General features: G+C 63.0%; 15 protein-coding genes. 5 read left to right on the top strand and 10 right to left on the bottom strand.

Annotated features, from left to right (window positions below; translation table 11 throughout):
- Window positions 1–101 precede the first annotated feature (101 nt).
- The 3 genes from RI518_RS04475 to RI518_RS04465 are packed head-to-tail and all read left to right on the top strand — an operon-like array spanning window position 102 to window position 3,327.
- Window positions 102–1,421, top strand: a complete 1,320-nt coding sequence (locus tag RI518_RS04475) for a hemolysin family protein (RefSeq protein WP_310671424.1) — start codon at window positions 102–104, stop codon at window positions 1,419–1,421.
- Window positions 1,418–2,476: a hemolysin family protein gene (locus tag RI518_RS04470; protein WP_310671426.1), complete on the top strand. Its 1,059-nt coding sequence runs from the start codon at window positions 1,418–1,420 to the stop codon at window positions 2,474–2,476. The genes RI518_RS04475 and RI518_RS04470 overlap by 4 nt, the downstream gene beginning before the upstream one ends.
- Window positions 2,476–3,327, top strand: coding sequence for an ADP/ATP-dependent (S)-NAD(P)H-hydrate dehydratase (locus tag RI518_RS04465; protein WP_310671428.1), 852 nt, complete (start codon window positions 2,476–2,478; stop codon window positions 3,325–3,327). Before RI518_RS04470 ends, RI518_RS04465 begins: the two co-directional genes overlap by 1 nt.
- Before the next feature lie 51 nt (window positions 3,328–3,378).
- Here RI518_RS04465 and RI518_RS04460 read toward each other — a convergent pair whose 3' ends face one another.
- From RI518_RS04460 to RI518_RS04440, 5 genes are all read right to left on the bottom strand, one after another.
- Window positions 3,379–4,587, bottom strand: a complete 1,209-nt coding sequence (locus RI518_RS04460; RefSeq protein WP_310671429.1) for a homoserine O-acetyltransferase — start codon at window positions 4,585–4,587, stop codon at window positions 3,379–3,381.
- 52 nt (window positions 4,588–4,639) lie between these two features.
- Window positions 4,640–5,935, bottom strand: a complete 1,296-nt coding sequence (locus RI518_RS04455; protein WP_310689470.1) for a bifunctional o-acetylhomoserine/o-acetylserine sulfhydrylase — start codon at window positions 5,933–5,935, stop codon at window positions 4,640–4,642.
- Between the two features lie 105 nt (window positions 5,936–6,040).
- Window positions 6,041–6,577, bottom strand: coding sequence for a GNAT family N-acetyltransferase (locus RI518_RS04450; protein ID WP_310671431.1), 537 nt, complete (start codon window positions 6,575–6,577; stop codon window positions 6,041–6,043).
- Between the two features lie 153 nt (window positions 6,578–6,730).
- A complete protein-coding gene (locus RI518_RS04445) occupies window positions 6,731–7,420 on the bottom strand; it encodes a uracil-DNA glycosylase (protein ID WP_310671432.1) in 690 nt (229 codons plus the stop codon).
- Window positions 7,410–8,036: a hypothetical protein gene (locus RI518_RS04440; protein WP_310671433.1), complete on the bottom strand. Its 627-nt coding sequence runs from the start codon at window positions 8,034–8,036 to the stop codon at window positions 7,410–7,412. The genes RI518_RS04445 and RI518_RS04440 overlap by 11 nt, the downstream gene beginning before the upstream one ends.
- Window positions 8,037–8,131: 95 nt before the next feature.
- On the opposite strand from RI518_RS04440, the gene RI518_RS04435 reads away from it, so the two are divergent.
- A complete protein-coding gene (locus tag RI518_RS04435; protein WP_310671434.1) occupies window positions 8,132–9,550 on the top strand; it encodes an amidase in 1,419 nt (472 codons plus the stop codon).
- A gap of 107 nt (window positions 9,551–9,657) precedes the next feature.
- Here the strand turns inward: RI518_RS04435 and RI518_RS04430 are convergent, their stop codons facing one another.
- Genes RI518_RS04430 through RI518_RS04420 form a run of 3 tightly spaced genes read right to left on the bottom strand, consistent with a single transcriptional unit; the run spans window position 9,658 to window position 13,101 of the window.
- Complete coding sequence (locus RI518_RS04430; RefSeq protein WP_310671435.1) at window positions 9,658–10,401, bottom strand: hypothetical protein; 744 nt, start codon at window positions 10,399–10,401, stop codon at window positions 9,658–9,660.
- Between the two features lie 33 nt (window positions 10,402–10,434).
- Window positions 10,435–11,238 (bottom strand): SDR family NAD(P)-dependent oxidoreductase, encoded by an 804-nt coding sequence (locus RI518_RS04425; RefSeq protein WP_310671436.1) that lies wholly within the window; start codon window positions 11,236–11,238, stop codon window positions 10,435–10,437.
- Window positions 11,239–11,280: 42 nt separating this feature from the next.
- Window positions 11,281–13,101, bottom strand: coding sequence for a phosphoenolpyruvate carboxykinase (GTP) (locus RI518_RS04420; protein WP_310671438.1), 1,821 nt, complete (start codon window positions 13,099–13,101; stop codon window positions 11,281–11,283).
- A 114-nt stretch (window positions 13,102–13,215) separates the two neighbouring features.
- On the opposite strand from RI518_RS04420, the gene RI518_RS04415 reads away from it, so the two are divergent.
- A complete protein-coding gene (locus RI518_RS04415) occupies window positions 13,216–14,664 on the top strand; it encodes a helix-turn-helix domain-containing protein (protein WP_310689469.1) in 1,449 nt (482 codons plus the stop codon).
- A 16-nt stretch (window positions 14,665–14,680) separates the two neighbouring features.
- Here the strand turns inward: RI518_RS04415 and RI518_RS04410 are convergent, their stop codons facing one another.
- Window positions 14,681–15,412: a hypothetical protein gene (locus tag RI518_RS04410; RefSeq protein ID WP_310689468.1), complete on the bottom strand. Its 732-nt coding sequence runs from the start codon at window positions 15,410–15,412 to the stop codon at window positions 14,681–14,683.
- A complete protein-coding gene (locus RI518_RS04405; RefSeq protein WP_310689467.1) occupies window positions 15,412–15,633 on the bottom strand; it encodes a hypothetical protein in 222 nt (73 codons plus the stop codon). The genes RI518_RS04410 and RI518_RS04405 overlap by 1 nt, the downstream gene beginning before the upstream one ends.
- Between the last annotated feature and the right edge of the window lie 587 nt (window positions 15,634–16,220).

Genomic DNA, 16,220 nt, shown 5'->3' with positions numbered 1-16,220 from the left:
CCCCGGCGAGTGTGCTGTTATTGTGTAGCCACCATGGGAGAACCTCCGTCTGCGCCAGCAGATTCCGGTCATAGACCGCGGGGCACTCGAATGAGTGCCCGATGAGTACTGAACTCATCCTGCTTGTCACGGGAATCCTGTTAGCCATCGGCACCGGGGTTTTTGTCGGCAGCGAATTTGCCCTGCTGAACTTGGACCGCTCCGAGTTGGAAGCCAGGCGAGAGCGCGGGGTCAAGGGCTACGGCCCCACCATCGCCGCACTCAAGCGCACCTCGACCCATCTCTCCAGTGCCCAGCTCGGCATTACCCTCACCACTCTGCTCGCGGGGTACACCCTGGAGCCCTCGATTAGCTACTACCTCGCGGGTCCGCTCCGAGGCCTCGGCTTGGGCGAGGATTTCGTCCGACCGGTCGGGGCGGTCTTAGCCATCGTGTTGGCGACCGGACTGTCGATGATCGTCGGCGAGTTGGTGCCCAAAAACTATGCTCTCGCCGTGCCGGAGGCGACGGCGAAAGTCCTGATCCCCCTGCAGTTGGCCTTTACCTGGACGTTTCGTCCCTTCATCGCGGTGCTCAACGGCAGCGCCAACAAAATCTTGCGCGCCGTGGGCGTCGAGCCCAAAGAAGAGCTCTCCGCGGCGCGCACCGCCGATGAGCTCTCCGCGCTGGTGCGTCGCTCCGCGCTGCACGGCCTGTTGGAGCAAGACACCGCTACCCTGCTCTCGAGGACCCTCGCGTTTGCCGAGTTGAAGGCGGAAGACGTGATGACACCGCGCACCCGGGTCGAATCGGTCCACCGCAGCGACACCGCCGAAGCCATTGTGGCGTTGGCGGGTCGCACCGGGTTGAGTCGTTTCCCCGTCATCGACGAATCGATCGACGAAGTCCGCGGTGTCGTCCACATCAAAGCGGCGATGGCGGTGCCGCGCGAGCGACGCGGCGACGTGCCGGCCTCAGCCCTACAGTCAGAGGTCGTCCGGGTACCCGAGACGATGCCCCTCGATGCACTGCTCACAGAACTTCGCGGCCGCGGTTACCAGTTGGCCATCGTGCTCGACGAATACGGCGGCACGTCGGGTGTGGCCACGCTGGAGGACTTGGTGGAGGAGCTCATCGGTGAGGTCTCCGACGAGCACGATCGCCGCCCGCTCGATGTGGTCCGCGCCAGAGACTGGTTTACCTTCCCCGGGCGCTGGCGCCCCGACGAATTAGAAGACCAGACCGGGGTCGCGCTTCCCGAGGAGGGCCACTTTGAAACGGTCGCCGGGTTCGTCATCGAACAGTTGGGACGCCTGGCTGAAGTGGGCGACACGGTGACAATCGATTCGGGCACGATTCGCGTGGAGCGCCTCGATGGCCGCCGCGTGGAGCGCCTGCGTTTCACCCCGGATATTAAACCCGAGGAGGTGGAACTGCTGTGAGTGAGGACTGGTGGGGCATTTTTTGGCTGTTTTTCCTCCTGGCGGGTAACGCGTTTTTTGTGGGCGCCGAATTTGCCGTCATTTCGGCAAAGCGCTCCCAAATTGAACCCCGGGCGGAAGAGGGCTCCAAACGCGCGAAGACCGCCCTCTACGCGATGGAGCACGCCACGTTGATGTTGGCGACGTCCCAGTTGGGCATTACCGTCAACTCGCTGCTGATCCTGTTGGTCAGTGAGCCGGCCCTGCACCACCTCTTGGAAATTCCGCTGGGATCAATCGGTATCGACCCGGCGTGGGTGAGCACCATTGCCTTCATCATTGCCCTGTTGGTCGTCACCTACCTGCACGTGGTGCTGGGCGAAATGGTGCCCAAAAACATTTCGTTCTCACTGCCCGAACAAGCAGTCTTGCTGTTGGCCCCACCCCTGGTGCTCGTCTCCACGATTATTTCGCCCATCATCCGCGGCCTGAACGCCGTGGCCAACGCCATTTTGCGACTGACCGGGGTCGAGCCCAAACAGGAAGCAACCAGCGCCTACACCCTCGATGAGGTCGCGACAATTGTCGCCGAATCCACCCGCGAAGGAATTCTCGAAGACCACACGGGGGCGCTGACGGCTGCATTTGAATTCACCGAAAAAACGGCGCGTGATGTGGCCATCCCGCTCGCCGATTTGATCACCCTGCCCGAAGGGGCCACACCCCACGACGTCGAGCACGCGCTCGCCCAGCACGGGTTTAGTCGCTACGTCCTCGTCGATGACGACGGTGAACCCAACGGTTACCTGCACATTAAAGACGTCCTCGACATCGATCCCCAGCAGTACGACTACCCGCTCCCGCCAAAACGCTTGCGCTCACTGATTTCGGTGGTCGCCGATACGGATCTGGAAGACGCTATGGCGATGCTTCGGCGCACCCGCTCGCACCTGGCCCGGGTGATGGACGAATCCGGTCAGACCACCGGGGTGTTGTTTCTCGAAGACATCATCGAGGAGCTCGTCGGTGAGGTGCGCGATGCGACCCGGCGCGGGGTGCGAAGTCAGGGGCGCTAATGGCGGGACTGTTTGAACTCACCCTCGACGATGTCACCGGCATCATCCAGGCTCCACAACCCGAAGACGACAAGTATTCGCGCGGAGTAGTGGGACTCGCTGTGGGTTCCGACGATTACCCCGGGGCGGCAGCGCTCGCCGCCGAGGCGGCAATGCGCGCCGGTGCCGGCATGGTCCGCCTGATTGCCCCGACCCGAGCCGCCGAGCTCGCCCTCCACACGCGCCCCGAAATTGTCGCGGTTCCCGGGCGAATCGATTCCTTGGTGGTGGGCTCCGGTATGCCAGAAGGCTCCAGTGCGGACATCACCGCGCGGGTCGCGCTGTGTGAACTGGGTGACCACGCACCGCGAATCATCGACGCCGCGGCGCTCGGTGACGCCCCACACATCGGGGGGCCAAGAATCCTCACCCCGCACGCCGGTGAAATGACCCGCCTCGCCCAGGCGCTTCACCTGCCCGGTGCGGACCCTTCCGCCTGGGCGGAGGCGCTCGCCGCGCACTGGGGTGTGGTCGTGGTGCTGAAGGGCCACCGACCAGAAATCTTTCACCCCGAAGGCCTCGCCTACCGCCTCCCGGCCGGGACCGCGTGGTTGGCGACGGCGGGGACCGGTGACGTATTGGCGGGGCTATTGGGCGCCCTGGGGGCCCTTCGTCGCCTCCCGCAGTGGTCCTTTGACGACTTGGCCTTCACCGCGGCCGCCGCTGTCCTGGTTCACCAGGAGGCGGCCTCCAGGCTCAGTCGACACTCTGGTGCCGGCCAACCCGGTCCGGTATTGGCGCTGGAGCTCGCCCGGGAGCTCTCGCCCGTGGTGGCGTCGCTTGTGGGCCAGGGCGATGAAGACGACTCGTAGGGCGCAGAGGCACCTGGTTTTTCGGCGTCGGGTGTGTGAGGCGTCCTGTTGTTAGGCGTCGTGCTCGAGGAGTCGGCGAATTTCTGCCCCCACGGGTTCCGATTCGATGAGAAAACCATCGTGACCAAACGGCGAAGAGACGACGGCGGGCTGGGCGTCTGCGCTGATGAGTCCGGTGATGTGGGCGGCGAGGAATTGTTGCTGATCCAGGGGGAACAACCGATCCGAGTCGATACCCACGACGATGGTCGGCATCGTCAGCGACGCCAACACCTCGTGGAGTGAGCCGCGGCCGCGGCTCACATCGTGGCTGTTCATGGCGTGTACGAGGGCGAGGTAGCTGTTGGCGTCAAAGCGTCTGGTGAACTTGTTTCCGTGGAAGTCGAGGTAACTCTCCACCGCAAAGCGACCGTGATCGCCCAGCGGCGAGCGTTTTCCCTGCCAACTGCGCTCAAATCGCTCATTGAGTTCCGTGGCGGAGCGGTAGTTCAATAACGCCATGCGTCTGGCGAGAGCCAACCCGCGGTAGGGGCCTTCGTCTTCGTCGTAGTAGTCACCGCCGTGAAAGGACGGGTCGATGTTGATCGCTTCCAGTTGGACCGAGTTCACTCCCAATTGGTCAGCGCTGGTCACCGCGGTGGTGGCGATCAGGCCCAGGCGAGCCGTGGCCTCGGGGGAGTACAGCGCCCACTCCAGAGCGTGCATTCCGCCCATCGAGCCGCCGATGACGGCGTGAAAACGCTCGATACCGAGCTCGTCGGCGAGTGTCCGAATGGGCTGGATTTGGTCACGGATGGTGAGGTAGGGAAAGCGCGAGCCCCATTCGTGGCCATTGGGAGCAACCGTGGCGGGCCCGGTAGATCCTTGACAGCCGCCCACAATATTGGGAACGATGACCGCCCAACGTTCGGTATCCACCGCCAATCCGGGGCCGACAATGCCTGACCACCAGCCACCGGTGGGGTGGCCGGGCCCGGCCGGGCCCGTCACGTGGGAGTCGCCGGTGAGTGCGTGAAAGACCAACACAGCATTGGACCGGTCGGCGTTTAGTTCACCGAACATTTCGTAGGCGATGCGCACGTGCGCAATGTTTTCGCCCGTTTCCGTCTCGAGGGGACCGGTCTGCGCAAAGCGTCGACTCCCCAGGTGATCACCGTCTCGCCACGCACCGGTGACCGGCGGTGTTCCCCTCAGGGTCTGTGAGAGAGCCTCAGTGACAAACGCACTGGGGACAGAGTCGGAGGGGAGCTGCCAATCCATGGTGAGAGTATTCTCGCAGGATTGTCAGCTCCCCGCCCGGAGCTCCTCGCCGCTACGCTTTCGCGGCTGCCTGGAAGCCCGCTTCCAGGTCGGCGATGATGTCATCGACGTGTTCCAGTCCGACGCTCAAGCGCACCAACCCGGGAGTCACTCCGGCGGTGAGCTGCTGCTCGGGAGTCAACTGCGAGTGGGTGGTGGAGGCCGGGTGGATGATCAGGCTTCGCACGTCACCGATGTTGGCCACGTGGCTGTGCAGCTCGACGCTGTCGACCAGGGCGCGACCGGCGTCCACACCGCCCTTGATTTCGAAGCTCAAGACAGCACCGACACCCTTGGGGGCGTAGCGCTGGGCGTGGCCGTAGGACGGGTTGCTCGGCAGCCCGGCGTAGTTCACGCTGGCCACCTGCGGGTGGGCTTCTAGCCACTCGGCGACCTTTTGGGCGTTATCGCAGTGGCGCTCCATGCGCAGGCTCAAGGTTTCGATGCCTTGGAGGATGGCAAACGCGTTATCCGGCGACACCGCGGCACCCATGTCACGCAGCAGCTGCACGCGGGCTTTGATGATGAAGGCGATCGCGTCACCCAACACACCGGTGTAGCTGGCGCCGTTATAGCTGGGGTCTGGTTCGGTTAGCCCCGGGAACTTGTCGGCGTGTTTCGACCAGGGGAATGACCCGCCGTCGACAATCGCTCCGGCCACCACTGTGCCGTGGCCACCGAGGAACTTGGTTGCGGAGTGGATCACAATGTCGGCACCGTGTTCCAGCGGCCGCACCAGGTAGGGGCTGGGCACGGTGTTGTCGACCAGCAGCGGAAGGTCGTGGGCGTGGGCGACATCCGCCACTTTCTGGATGTCGAGCACGTTGATGCGCGGGTTGGGGATGACTTCGCCAAAGAGGGCTTTGGTGTTGGGTCGGATGGCGTCAGCCCATTCCTTCTCGTCGTCTTGGTCTTCGACGAAGGTGACCTCGATGCCCAGTTTGGCCATCGTGTACTTAAACAGGTTGTAGGTGCCGCCGTAGACGGAGCTGGAGCTCACGATGTGGTCACCCGACTGCGCGATGTTCAAGATGGCGGTGGTGGTGGCTGCCTGGCCGGAGGCCAACAGCAGTGCCGCAGTGCCGCCTTCCAGCGCCGCGATGCGCTGTTCGGCGACATCCTGGGTGGGGTTCATGATGCGGGTGTAAATGTTGCCAAACTCGGCCAGCGCGAAGAGGTTCTGGGCGTGCTCCGCACTGTCGAAGACGTACGCGGTGGTGCGGTAGATGGGGGTCGCGCGGGCTTTCGTTCCGGAGTCGACTCCGGCGCCGGCGTGGATTTGCTGGGTTTCAAACTTCCAGTCAGACATGACTTCTCTTCCTCATGGGATGGTTGGGGTGGCTTTCACAGTAAGCCGGCGGGGGAGGCTTGTCACCCCCGGGTGTCACAGTGCGTAACACTTCTGGGGCTGGGGTTATTTGCGCCGCAGGGATTTTTGCATCGTCACGATGCCAATCCAGCGCTCGAACTTATAACCCACTTTTCCCATCCGACCGGTTTCGACAAAGCCCAATTTCTGGTGCAGAGCCAGTGAGGCTTCGGCCCCCGAATCGGCGATCACGGCGATCATTTCTCGAATCCCGGCCTGTTCGCAGCGCTCGATCAATTCGGTCAGAAGCGCCCGGCCCAAGCCCCTCCCGGTGGAGGCGGGGCCCAAGTAGATGGTCGATTCGACGGTGTGGCGAAAGGCGGCTTTATCCCGAAAAAGTTGAGCCCGGGCGTAGCCCAAAATGTCTCCACTGGGGGAGTGCGCGACGACAAACGGGTAACCCAACTTCTGGTTGTGGTCGAACTGCGCTCGAAACGCTCTGAGGGTGGGCGGCTTTTCGTCGAAGGTGACCACGGAGTTTCGCACGTAGTGGCGATAGAGAGCGAGGATTGAGGGTAAGTCCTCCCGGGTGGCCTCGCGCAGCGAGTAGGAAAAATCCGGCTGCGGCGAGGGCGGGGTCACCAGGTGGCGAGGTGGTCGTCGCCGACTCTGATATTCCGACTCCAGCACAATTACCCTCCGAACTGGCAGGCTACCGTGTCCCACACCGCCTCGTTCGAGGTGTCGGTACGACTGGCACCCGTCAGTGCAGGCACCAGTCAGGGCAGGCGCCAGTCAGTGCAGGCGCCAGTCGATGGCGGATACGCCGCGCTCGCTGAGCAGGGCGTTTGCCCGACTAAAGGGCTGTGAACCGAAAAAGCCTCGGTGGGCTGAGAGCGGGCTGGGGTGGGCCGATTCGATCACCCCCAACGGTCCCATTCGTCCCGCGAGCCGTCTGGCGTGCCGGCCCCACAAAATCGCCACAGCCTGGGGCGATGCGTCGACGACCCGGTCGATCAGCCAGTTGGTGATTTCTGACCAGCCCAGATCTGTGTGGGCGGCGGGCTGGCCGGCAGCGGTGGTGAGGTGGCGGTTGAGTAACAACACCCCCTGCTGCGCCCAGGAATCCAGGTCCAAGTGCTGGCCCACCGGGAGGCCGAGGTCGCTGTGTAGTTCGGTGCGGATGTTTTTCGCACTCGGCGGTAGCGGCGAGACACCCCGGGGAATCGAGAAGGCTAAGCCGCTGGCGTGGGAGGGGTTGGGGTAGGGATCTTGGCCGATGATGACCACTCGAACCCGATCCGGATCTACGCTCAGTGCCCGAAACACCCGCTCCGGTTCGGGCACGATGGGCTCTTCGCGCTCATCGAGGCGCTTGCCGAGCGCGGCGAGTTGGTCGCTCATGTCCCGCTGCGCTGCGTGTGCCCAGGCAGCGGGGAGTGCTCGAGGCAGGGAGTGTTCCCAGCGGTTGGGGCTAGTTGGCACGCTCGGTGGTGTGCTGGCGCATTTGGGCGACCAAGGAAGAGCTTTCTTCGTAGGCCAGGCGGCCTCCCGGGAAAATGAGTGCCTCGTACCAGGCGTCCGGGTAGAGGGCGTTATAGATCGCCGGCACGGTGTCACCGTCGCCTTGAATCCAGTAGGTCAACACGCCGTCGCTGGTTTGACCGGGGTTTAGCTGTTGGGCGAGAAGGCCATCGATCACTTCGGCCCGGGATGTTTGGGTCATCGGCGCCACACTGAGGGTGAAGGTTTCGGTCTCTTCAGTGTTGCCAAAGAGGCAGCTAATACCCCCGCGCTCTTCTTGCGGGGAGGGACCCTCCGGATAGACCGTGTCGGTGGAGCCACTGCCGGGACCGCGCAGCAAATCGATGTCGCCGGCGATCAGGCTGTCGAGTTGCGCTTCGGGCAAAATGCCCTGACAGCTTGAGGGCAGAACAAACTCGAGATCTTCGGGGACCTGTGCGCCGTCATCGACTTCATCCTGTGGCGTTTCGACCTCTTCCGGAACGTCCGCGACGTCTGCTGCTTGACAGCCCACGAGCAGGGCAACGAGGAGCAGGGCGGGCGGGAGGAGGACGTTCGCGTGCCGTGTGTGGCTCATATCGAGAAATCCCTCCCTGGCCCTCGATTATAGGCAATAACTCCGGGAAAAATCCTCAGGTCGGTGACCTTTTCGGTGGCTACTAGCCTGAGGGCGTGACTATTTGGCATCAGCACAGCCTCGCCCACCAGCACAACGCCCTGTCGACGGGCCAGATCAGCGCATCGGAATTGACCGAGTACTACCTCCAGCGCATCGAGAGGTTCAACCCGGGGCTGAACGCTTTTGTCCACGTTGACCCGGAGTATGCGAGGCGGCGTGCTGCCGCGGTGGACGATCAGCTGGCGGGGCCGACCGCCACGGCGTTGACGGGGCTCGCCAGTGCGGATAAGGACCTGGTGCACCGAGAGGGTATGCCCACCCGTTACGGCTCAGCGCTCACCGCCGATCAACCCCCCGCCGACCAGTCGGATCCGATGGCGACCTGGCTCGATAGTGTCGGCGCGATCAGTGTGGGAAAGACGGCCACGTCAGAATTTGGCATGGCCGCGGCGAGTGAGGCGCTGGCGATGGGCCCGACCAAAAACCCGCACGACGTATCGCGCAGCGCCGGCGGCTCGAGCGGTGGCGCGGCCGCCGCGGTCGCCGCCGGAATGCTCCCCTTTGCCCCCGGCTCCGACGGGGGAGGCTCCATTCGTATTCCCGCACTCTCCTGTGGTCTGGTCGGCTGGAAGCCCTCTCGGGGGCTCGTCCCGGCAGGCAGTGGTTTTGAGTTTTTGGGCGGCCTGGCTGTTCCGGGGCTGATCACCCGGAGTGTTGAGGATCTGGCGCTCGCCGCCGACCTTCTCGTGCGCGGTGACTGGTCGTGGGCGACGAGAGCACCGGGTGAGCCCGGTTCCTACCTGGCCGGGGTGACAGAGGGATTCACTCCGCGGCGAATTGGCTGGACGAGCGCGTCGCCGTGGCCCGAGGACTGGGCGATTACCCCCGATCCACTCGCCCTCGAGGCCTTTTCTCGTGCCCGCGACGCTCTGGTGGACGCGGGTCACGAGCTGGTGGAGTGTGACTGGCAGCCCAGTCGCCACTACGCGGAGGACTTTGTCACCCTCTGGACGGCAAACGCGGCGAGCCTGCCCGTGCCGGAGGAGGCGCGGGTGGCCCTGGAGCCGCTGACGCGGTTTCTCATCGAGGAGGGAATGAAGGTGAGCGGTGTCCAACTGGTTCGGGCACTGGCGGGCCTGCGCTCTTTTGAGCAGGACACGATAAGCACCTTTGGCCAGTTCGATGCGATGTTGACCCCCGGCCTCAATGGCCCACCTCCCGCACTGGGCTGGTATGACCAAGTAGATGCCTGGCGAAACTTCCGCCAGCAGGTCGACATCACCCCGTGGACGAGTTTTGTGAACGTGGCCGGCTTGCCGGCCATTGCTGTGCCGACCACATACAGCCCGGAGGGTCTGCCCGCAGGGGCACAACTGGTGGGTAACCCCGGCGGTGATGCCACCGTGATGGCTCTCGCCGCCCAGATCGAATCGAGGCTTCCGGAGGCCACCCGCTCACCCGCGGGTTACTAACCCGCTCATTGGAGCGCCCTGATTGGAGCGCCCTGATTGGAGCGCCCTGATTGGAATGGCCAATGCAACGCGCGGTGAGACGGGTGGTGAGACGAGCGGTGGGGGTGTTACTCGCTGAGAGCCCCGAAGACGATTGCGGCATCACGGGTGAGCTCCTCTGAGCTACCCGACGAGTTTGTCGAGGTGAACCAGACGGAGCAGTTTGTCGCCGCGAGAGATTCGGGACACGGTGTCTGGGTGATGAAGTGGCTTTCATTGGCGGTGTATTCGCCGGAGATGTTCGAGCTGCTCGATTCGATCTTCCAGAGCGAACCCGCCCCCAGGGTGGTTTGCGAATCGGCGGCGGGGGAGAGGATGTCCTCCACGACCCCCATTTCTTCTGTGCTCAAGACCGCGACTGACGTGGTCGAGCTAAATTCGGGTGGCAGGTACCAGGTGCAGGAGACGCGCAGGTCGCTGCGCACACCCTCGAGCAGGGCGATCAGATCCTGGTTGGTGGTGCCATAGCCGTAACCGTCTTGGCTGATGTCGCCCTCTGGCTGGCGGCCCTCCTGTTCAAAGGCGACCGTCTGAGCGTCGCTGTACAGGCTGGAACAGGATGGAACAGCGGCTTCAACGCTCGGTGCTGTCGTCTCTTCTTCGGTATTTTCTTCCACCTCGGGGGCATCGGGGGCCACCTCGGTCGAAGATTCTTCGGCGCTGTCGGTCTCCGCCGAGTCTGCCGACTCTGCGCTCTCGGTGGATGCCTCGCCCGTCACCGAATCAATGACCCCTTGAATGGACTGGCAGCCCGAGAGCACGAGAGCCAGGCCCACGATCAGCGAGGCGGGGGCGAGAGCGGGAGCGCGCATCGCGGGAGTCCTTTCCGAATATACGGTCGGGGCTTAGCCTACGCGAGCGAGTACTTCTTTCTCGTAGCGGCGAAGTGTTTCCGGGTTGTCCGCCAGCGGATGGGTCGCTCCGCCAGGCAGTAGGCCGTCAAAGTAGGTCCCGTTGTCGACACCCAGTTCGGGCGTGTCCACCAAATGCACGAGGGGCGCAGCGCCCGCCGGGGCGCTAATTTGAAGGCTTCGGGTCAGGCGCAGGGTGGTTCGCGCGAGCCACGTGTCGGGGCCAAAACTCGTGGCCACGTACCCGGGGTGGACGGGATAGCTCTCCAGGCCACTGCGCGCGAGCAGTGACCGGGCATACAAAATAACCCCCAATTTGGCATCGGCGTAGGGCCGCCAACCCCCCTGGAAGGGGTGGTTTCGGTAGTCCAAGTCATCGAGTCGCAGCTTCGCGATTCGGTTCATCACCGATGAGGTGTGCACCACGCGGGCGTTGTGCTCCACGAGTGTGGGGAGCAGGGTCTCGGTGAGAAGCACCGAGCCCAACACGTTTCGCTGCAGGGTCAGTTCATGACCGTCGACGCTTTCTTCGCGACTGGCCAAGATCCCCCCGGCGTTGTTGAGTAACGCGTCGATGCGCGGCAGGGTCTCACGCAGTTGGACCGCCAGGCCTCGGACATTGTCCAGGGAGTCGAAGTCGGCGATGAATGCGTCCCCGCCGGTCGCCTCGGCCACCGCTTGTGTGCGCTGGGGGTCTCGGCCCGCGACGGCGACGTGCCACCCGCGTCTGGCGAGTTCGATCGCGGCGGCACGCCCGATACCCGAACTTGCCCCCGTGATGACAACTACCCGCTGCACTACTTCAGTCTGTCGTAGTTGACCGCGGGGTCAAAAGCGCCGCTAGTCCAGGCGTGAATGGGCGGCCTGGAGTTGGCGGCGAATGGCCTCCGGCAACTTCTCGCCGAAGGTGTCGAGAAATTCTTCGGCGGCGTCGAGATCGGCTCGGGCCAAGTCCGGTTGGACCTCGAGCAGCCCTCGCAGTGCCTCCGGGCTAATCGGCGCCCCGTCGATATCGAGATCTTCCGGGTGCGGGGTCAAGCCCAGTGCCGTGTCGTTGGCGCTTCGCTGCCCTTCAATGCGCTCGATCATCCACTTGACGACGCGAATATTGTCGCCAAATCCCGGCCAGATGAACCGACCGTCGTCGTCTTTTTGGAACCAGTTGACCTGAAAAATACGCGGTACGCGACCGTTCGCGCGAAGACGCTCACCCATCTCCAGCCAGTGCGACATGTAGTCGCCCATGTGGTAGCCGGCGAAGGGCAGCATGGCGAAGGGATCCCGGCGAAGCACACCCACGGTGCCCTCGGCCGCGGCGGTTTGCTCCGAGGCGATGGTCGCCCCCAGGTAGACACCGTGATCCCAGTCGCGTGCTTCCACGACGAGGGGGACGGTGTCGGAGCGGCGACCACCGAAAATGATGGCGTCGATGACCACCCCGTCGGGGTCATCCCAGTCGGAGGCCAAACTCGGGCACTGGTCGACCGCGACAGTGAAGCGAGCATTCGGGTGTGCAGCGGTCTGACCAGACTGCGGGTCGTGTGGCTGGCCCCGCCAGTTGGTGAGCCCCTCCGGGGCCTGCTTGGTCATTCCCTCCCACCAGACGTCACCGTCCTCGGTGACGGCGACGTTGGTGAAAATGGTGTGCCCCCAGAGCGTGTCCATCGCCACCGGGTTGGTCGAGTGTGACGTCCCCGGTGCGACACCGAAGAAGCCCGCCTCCGGGTTAATCGCCCGCAGTCTGCCGTCGTCTCCGATGGCGAGCCAGGCGATGTCATCACCCAGGGTTTCCACACTCCAGCCCTCCAGTAACGGCTGCATCATCGCGAAGTTTGTTTTCCCGCAGGCGCTGGGGAAAGCGGCCACCATGTGGTAGCTCTTCCCCTCCGGGCTGGTCAGTCGCACGAGCAGCATGTGCTCGGCCATCCAACCCTCCTCACGCGCCATCGCCGAGGCGAGGCGCAGGGCGAAGGCTTTCTTCGGCAGCAGTGCGTTGCCGCCGTAGGCGGAGCCGAAGGACCAGATCTCCCGGGTCTCGGGAAAGTGCGAAATGTATTTGGTCTCGTGACACGGCCACGCGACGTCTTCTTGTCCGTCATCAAGTGGTGCGCCCACGGTGTGGACGCATTTCACCCAGTCGGACCCCGCGGCAATATTCGCCAAGACCTGGTTGGTCACTCGCACCATCAGGTGGAGGCTCACGACCACGTAGGGCGAGTCAGTGATTTGCACCCCGTAGCGGGCCATGGGCGAATCGATGGGACCCATGGAAAAGGGCACCACGTAGAGCGTGCGACCGCGCATGGCGCCGTCTTGGAGCTCCAACAGCGTCTTTTTCATCTCGTCCGGGGCGACCCAGTTGTTGGTGGGGCCGGCGTCCTCGGGGTCGACCGAGCAGACAAACGTCCGCGATTCGACCCTGGCCACGTCGGTCGGTTCGCTTCGGGCGACAAAACTGTAGGGGCGCAATTCGGCGTTCAGCGGCTCGATGGTGCCCTGGTCTTGCATCAGCTGGATGAGCTCGTGGCGCTCGCGGGTCGAGCCATCACACCACACCACGTTGTCGGGTTGCAGGGTCTGTTGCCACTGGTCGACAAAGGCGACGACGTCTTCGGGGGTCACGGTGAGGGTGGTGGTGGGGGCATTCATGAGAAGGGTCATGACCGTCTCTTTCGGGTGACTACGGGGTGGATGTGACTAGTTTTGTCAATTAATCGGTGGGACAACCGGCATTTATGGTGTCAAAAAGCCTGTTTTTTGCGATATTGTGATGAAATGTCTTCTCTCGATGTACTAGGACAACGCATCCGACACTTCCGCCAGCAGCGTGGATTCACCCTTGAGGACCTCGGTGAACACGTCGGAGTCACCGCCAGTGCACTCTCGCTGGTCGAAAACGGTAAGCGCGAAGCCAAAGTGTCACTGTTGAATGCGCTGGCCGAATCTCTGGAGGTGGACCTTGCCGAACTGCTGAACCAGAGTCCGCCCAGCCCCCGGGCGGCGCTGGAGCAACGATGGCGGGAGTCGGTGAATGAACCGCTCTTTCACTCCCTTGGTCTGCAGCCGCCGCGGATTACCCGCTCGACAACCGACGATGTCTTAGCGGCCCTCAACGGACTCTACGGCGAGATTCATCGGCGCGAACAGCAAGCGTTGGCGACACCGGAAGAGGCCCGCCGGGCGAACACCGAACAGCGTCTTCGAATGCGCGAAGCCAATAATTACCTGCCGGAGTTGGAAACCCTGGCTGAGGACCTGGTGGGAGTCAGTGGACACCAGTCGGGGGCGATTACCCACCGCGAAGTCGAATTGATGGCGAAGTCTTTGGGCTTTGACATCGTCCACGCCAACGACCTGCCCAAAACGGCCCGCTCGGTCACCGATCTAGAAAACGGTCGCATCTACCTGCCGCCGGCATCGATCCCCGGTGGTCACGGTCTGCGCTCGATGGCGCTTCAGGCCATGGCACACCTGTTGCTCAAACACCGGGTCCCCCAAACCTATGAAGAGTTTCTCCAGCAGCGTCTCGAAATCAACTACTTCGCCGCCGCCTGCCTGATGCCCAGAACCCAAGCGGTCGACTTTTTGAGGGACGCGAAAAAACAGCGCAACATCGCCGTCGAAGATTTCCGTGACGCCTTTGGCGTCACCCACGAAGCCGCCTCGCTTCGCTTCACCAACCTCGCCACCGAGTTTCTCGATATCCGCTTGCACTTTCTGCGCGTCGGCGACGACGGCGGTGTGTATAAGGCGTATGAAAATGATGGGCTTCGCCTCCCGACCGATGTCACCGGGGCGACAGAAGGGCAAATTGTCTGCCGGCACTGGTCAGCACGGCAAGCCTTTGCCCGCACCAACCGCACCACCGAGTACTACCAATACACCGACACCCCCGAGGGCACTTTTTGGGAATCCACCCAAATTGGCACCGGCCAGGCGGACGAATTCTCCATCACCGTGGGGGCGGCGTTTGACGACGCGAAATGGTTCCGCGGGCGTGACACCACCGAGCGCACCCACTCCAGTTGTCCCGAACTGGAATGCTGTCGCCGCCCCGAAGCAGACATGACCGCCAAGTGGTCGGGCAAAGCCTGGACCTCGGCCAGGCTCCAAGCCCACACCCTCTCGCCGCTCCACGGCGGCACGTTCCCTGGAGTGTCCGACGTGGAACTCTTTGAGTTCTTGGAGCAGCACGAGGAGCCGGATCAGTCTGCGGCGGGTTGACCCTGTTCCCGATGGGTCAGGTGAGCCCGATAGCGACCAACGCTTCTTCAGCGCGGGCGCGGGTTGTTGTGTCCACGAGGTTCCACACTGAAGGAGTGTGACGGGCAGCCCTGGCAATCGCTCGAATTCGCTTCCTGCTGCGGCCGCTCAGACCGTCAAAGATGTGGTCCAGATTCTCCAGACAGGCCAGTAGGGCCACTCCATCAGAAAGGTGGCGTTGGCGATCCCGGGAATCCTCGATGAACGCCGCGCCCTTCAAAATGAGTGCTCCCCGAGCACTGGGAAGACTGATATCGAAGGTGCCTCCTGGGTGTTGTATCCGCACGTTGATCGTGTCTTGAAGCGCTCGGGTCCCGCCCGGAACTCCAAAGAGGGGCCGTCCTTGATACTGGGGTTTCCGGGTTGCCGCAAACCTGTCGCTACACAACACGTCCACAGTTTCTCTATCGCGAAAAAACCGGTAAGCAAAGTGCTGGCGTTCGTCGAGTTGATAGCCGAGCTTTGCCAGTGCGACTGCAGTTTGGGAGAAAGAAATAACGCCCGTTTCTAGATGAAGGGCGGCGTCCACGTCGGTCGTCGCGCGAGTCGGCGGTAGGTCTTTGAGAAGTGAATGGAGTTGCACCATCCCACCCCCGATGAGAGTCCACGAGCGGGCAGGTAACGCCTTCGAAATTTCTTCTGCTTGTGGCCAAGGCCGTTGGTCCATCATCCCCGCACCAAACCGCTTGGTAACCGCCGGTCGGGTCATTACAGAGTGGATTGACGAGTGGATAGCCACTCTGTGGCGGCAATCATTTCGCGATAATCGCCGAAGGTGTAGAGGCTCAGTGCCTCGTAAATCTCTCTGTGTTGCGCATCGCCCGTGACGACCACGACGCGTCCTTCGGGGTCCGGGACGAGACCCGTTGCTCTAACGGAGTGTTCGGGCGATTCGACAAGGACAACACCGGTTCCGCCCAGGCCACTCAATCCCCAGGTTTCCAGCAGGGTGGGCTGGAAGAACCCGGGTTTCGCGGGGGTGGCTGGACTGTGAAGACGGACTCGACTCCGCAGAATCTGGCGACTGATTGCTCCTGGAGGGCTGTTCCTGAGACGGTTGCGAAGCCGGCTTCGTGGCGAGCCCGAGAGGATTTGCGTGTTTCCGGTGCTCAGCAGGTCTAAGGCTGCCGCTCGGGTCGATGTCGACCAGTTCCTGCCACGTGATTGAGTCCGCATGATTGCCTCCACTTCCCGTGCAGAGTAGGCATATCGTGACCCGAATTTGCGCTCCTCGAGCACACCTGTGGAGGAGATGCGCTGGGCCTGGCGTGTGGACACTCCAAGCCACTCGGCAACGTCACTGCTGGTGAGAAACATACATATAGTGTCGCTTTAGCGACTATATATGTCAATCTTCATGGTGGCCTCCACGCTCACCCCCACGAGTGATTACCCCCCGCGCGGAAAGGTTTTCGTCCAAGCGCGAAATAATGGTGGTGTGGCCTTGCGAATAGGAATCGTTGAAGACGATCAGCTTCTTCGAGTGAGCGTCACGGAGTCGCTCTCCGGCAGAGAGG

It is taken from the genome of Pontimonas sp., from assembly GCF_031581085.1.
In the GTDB taxonomy this organism is placed as follows: Bacteria; Actinomycetota; Actinomycetes; order Actinomycetales; family Microbacteriaceae; genus Pontimonas.
This window is presented reverse-complemented; position numbering and strand designations above follow the sequence as displayed.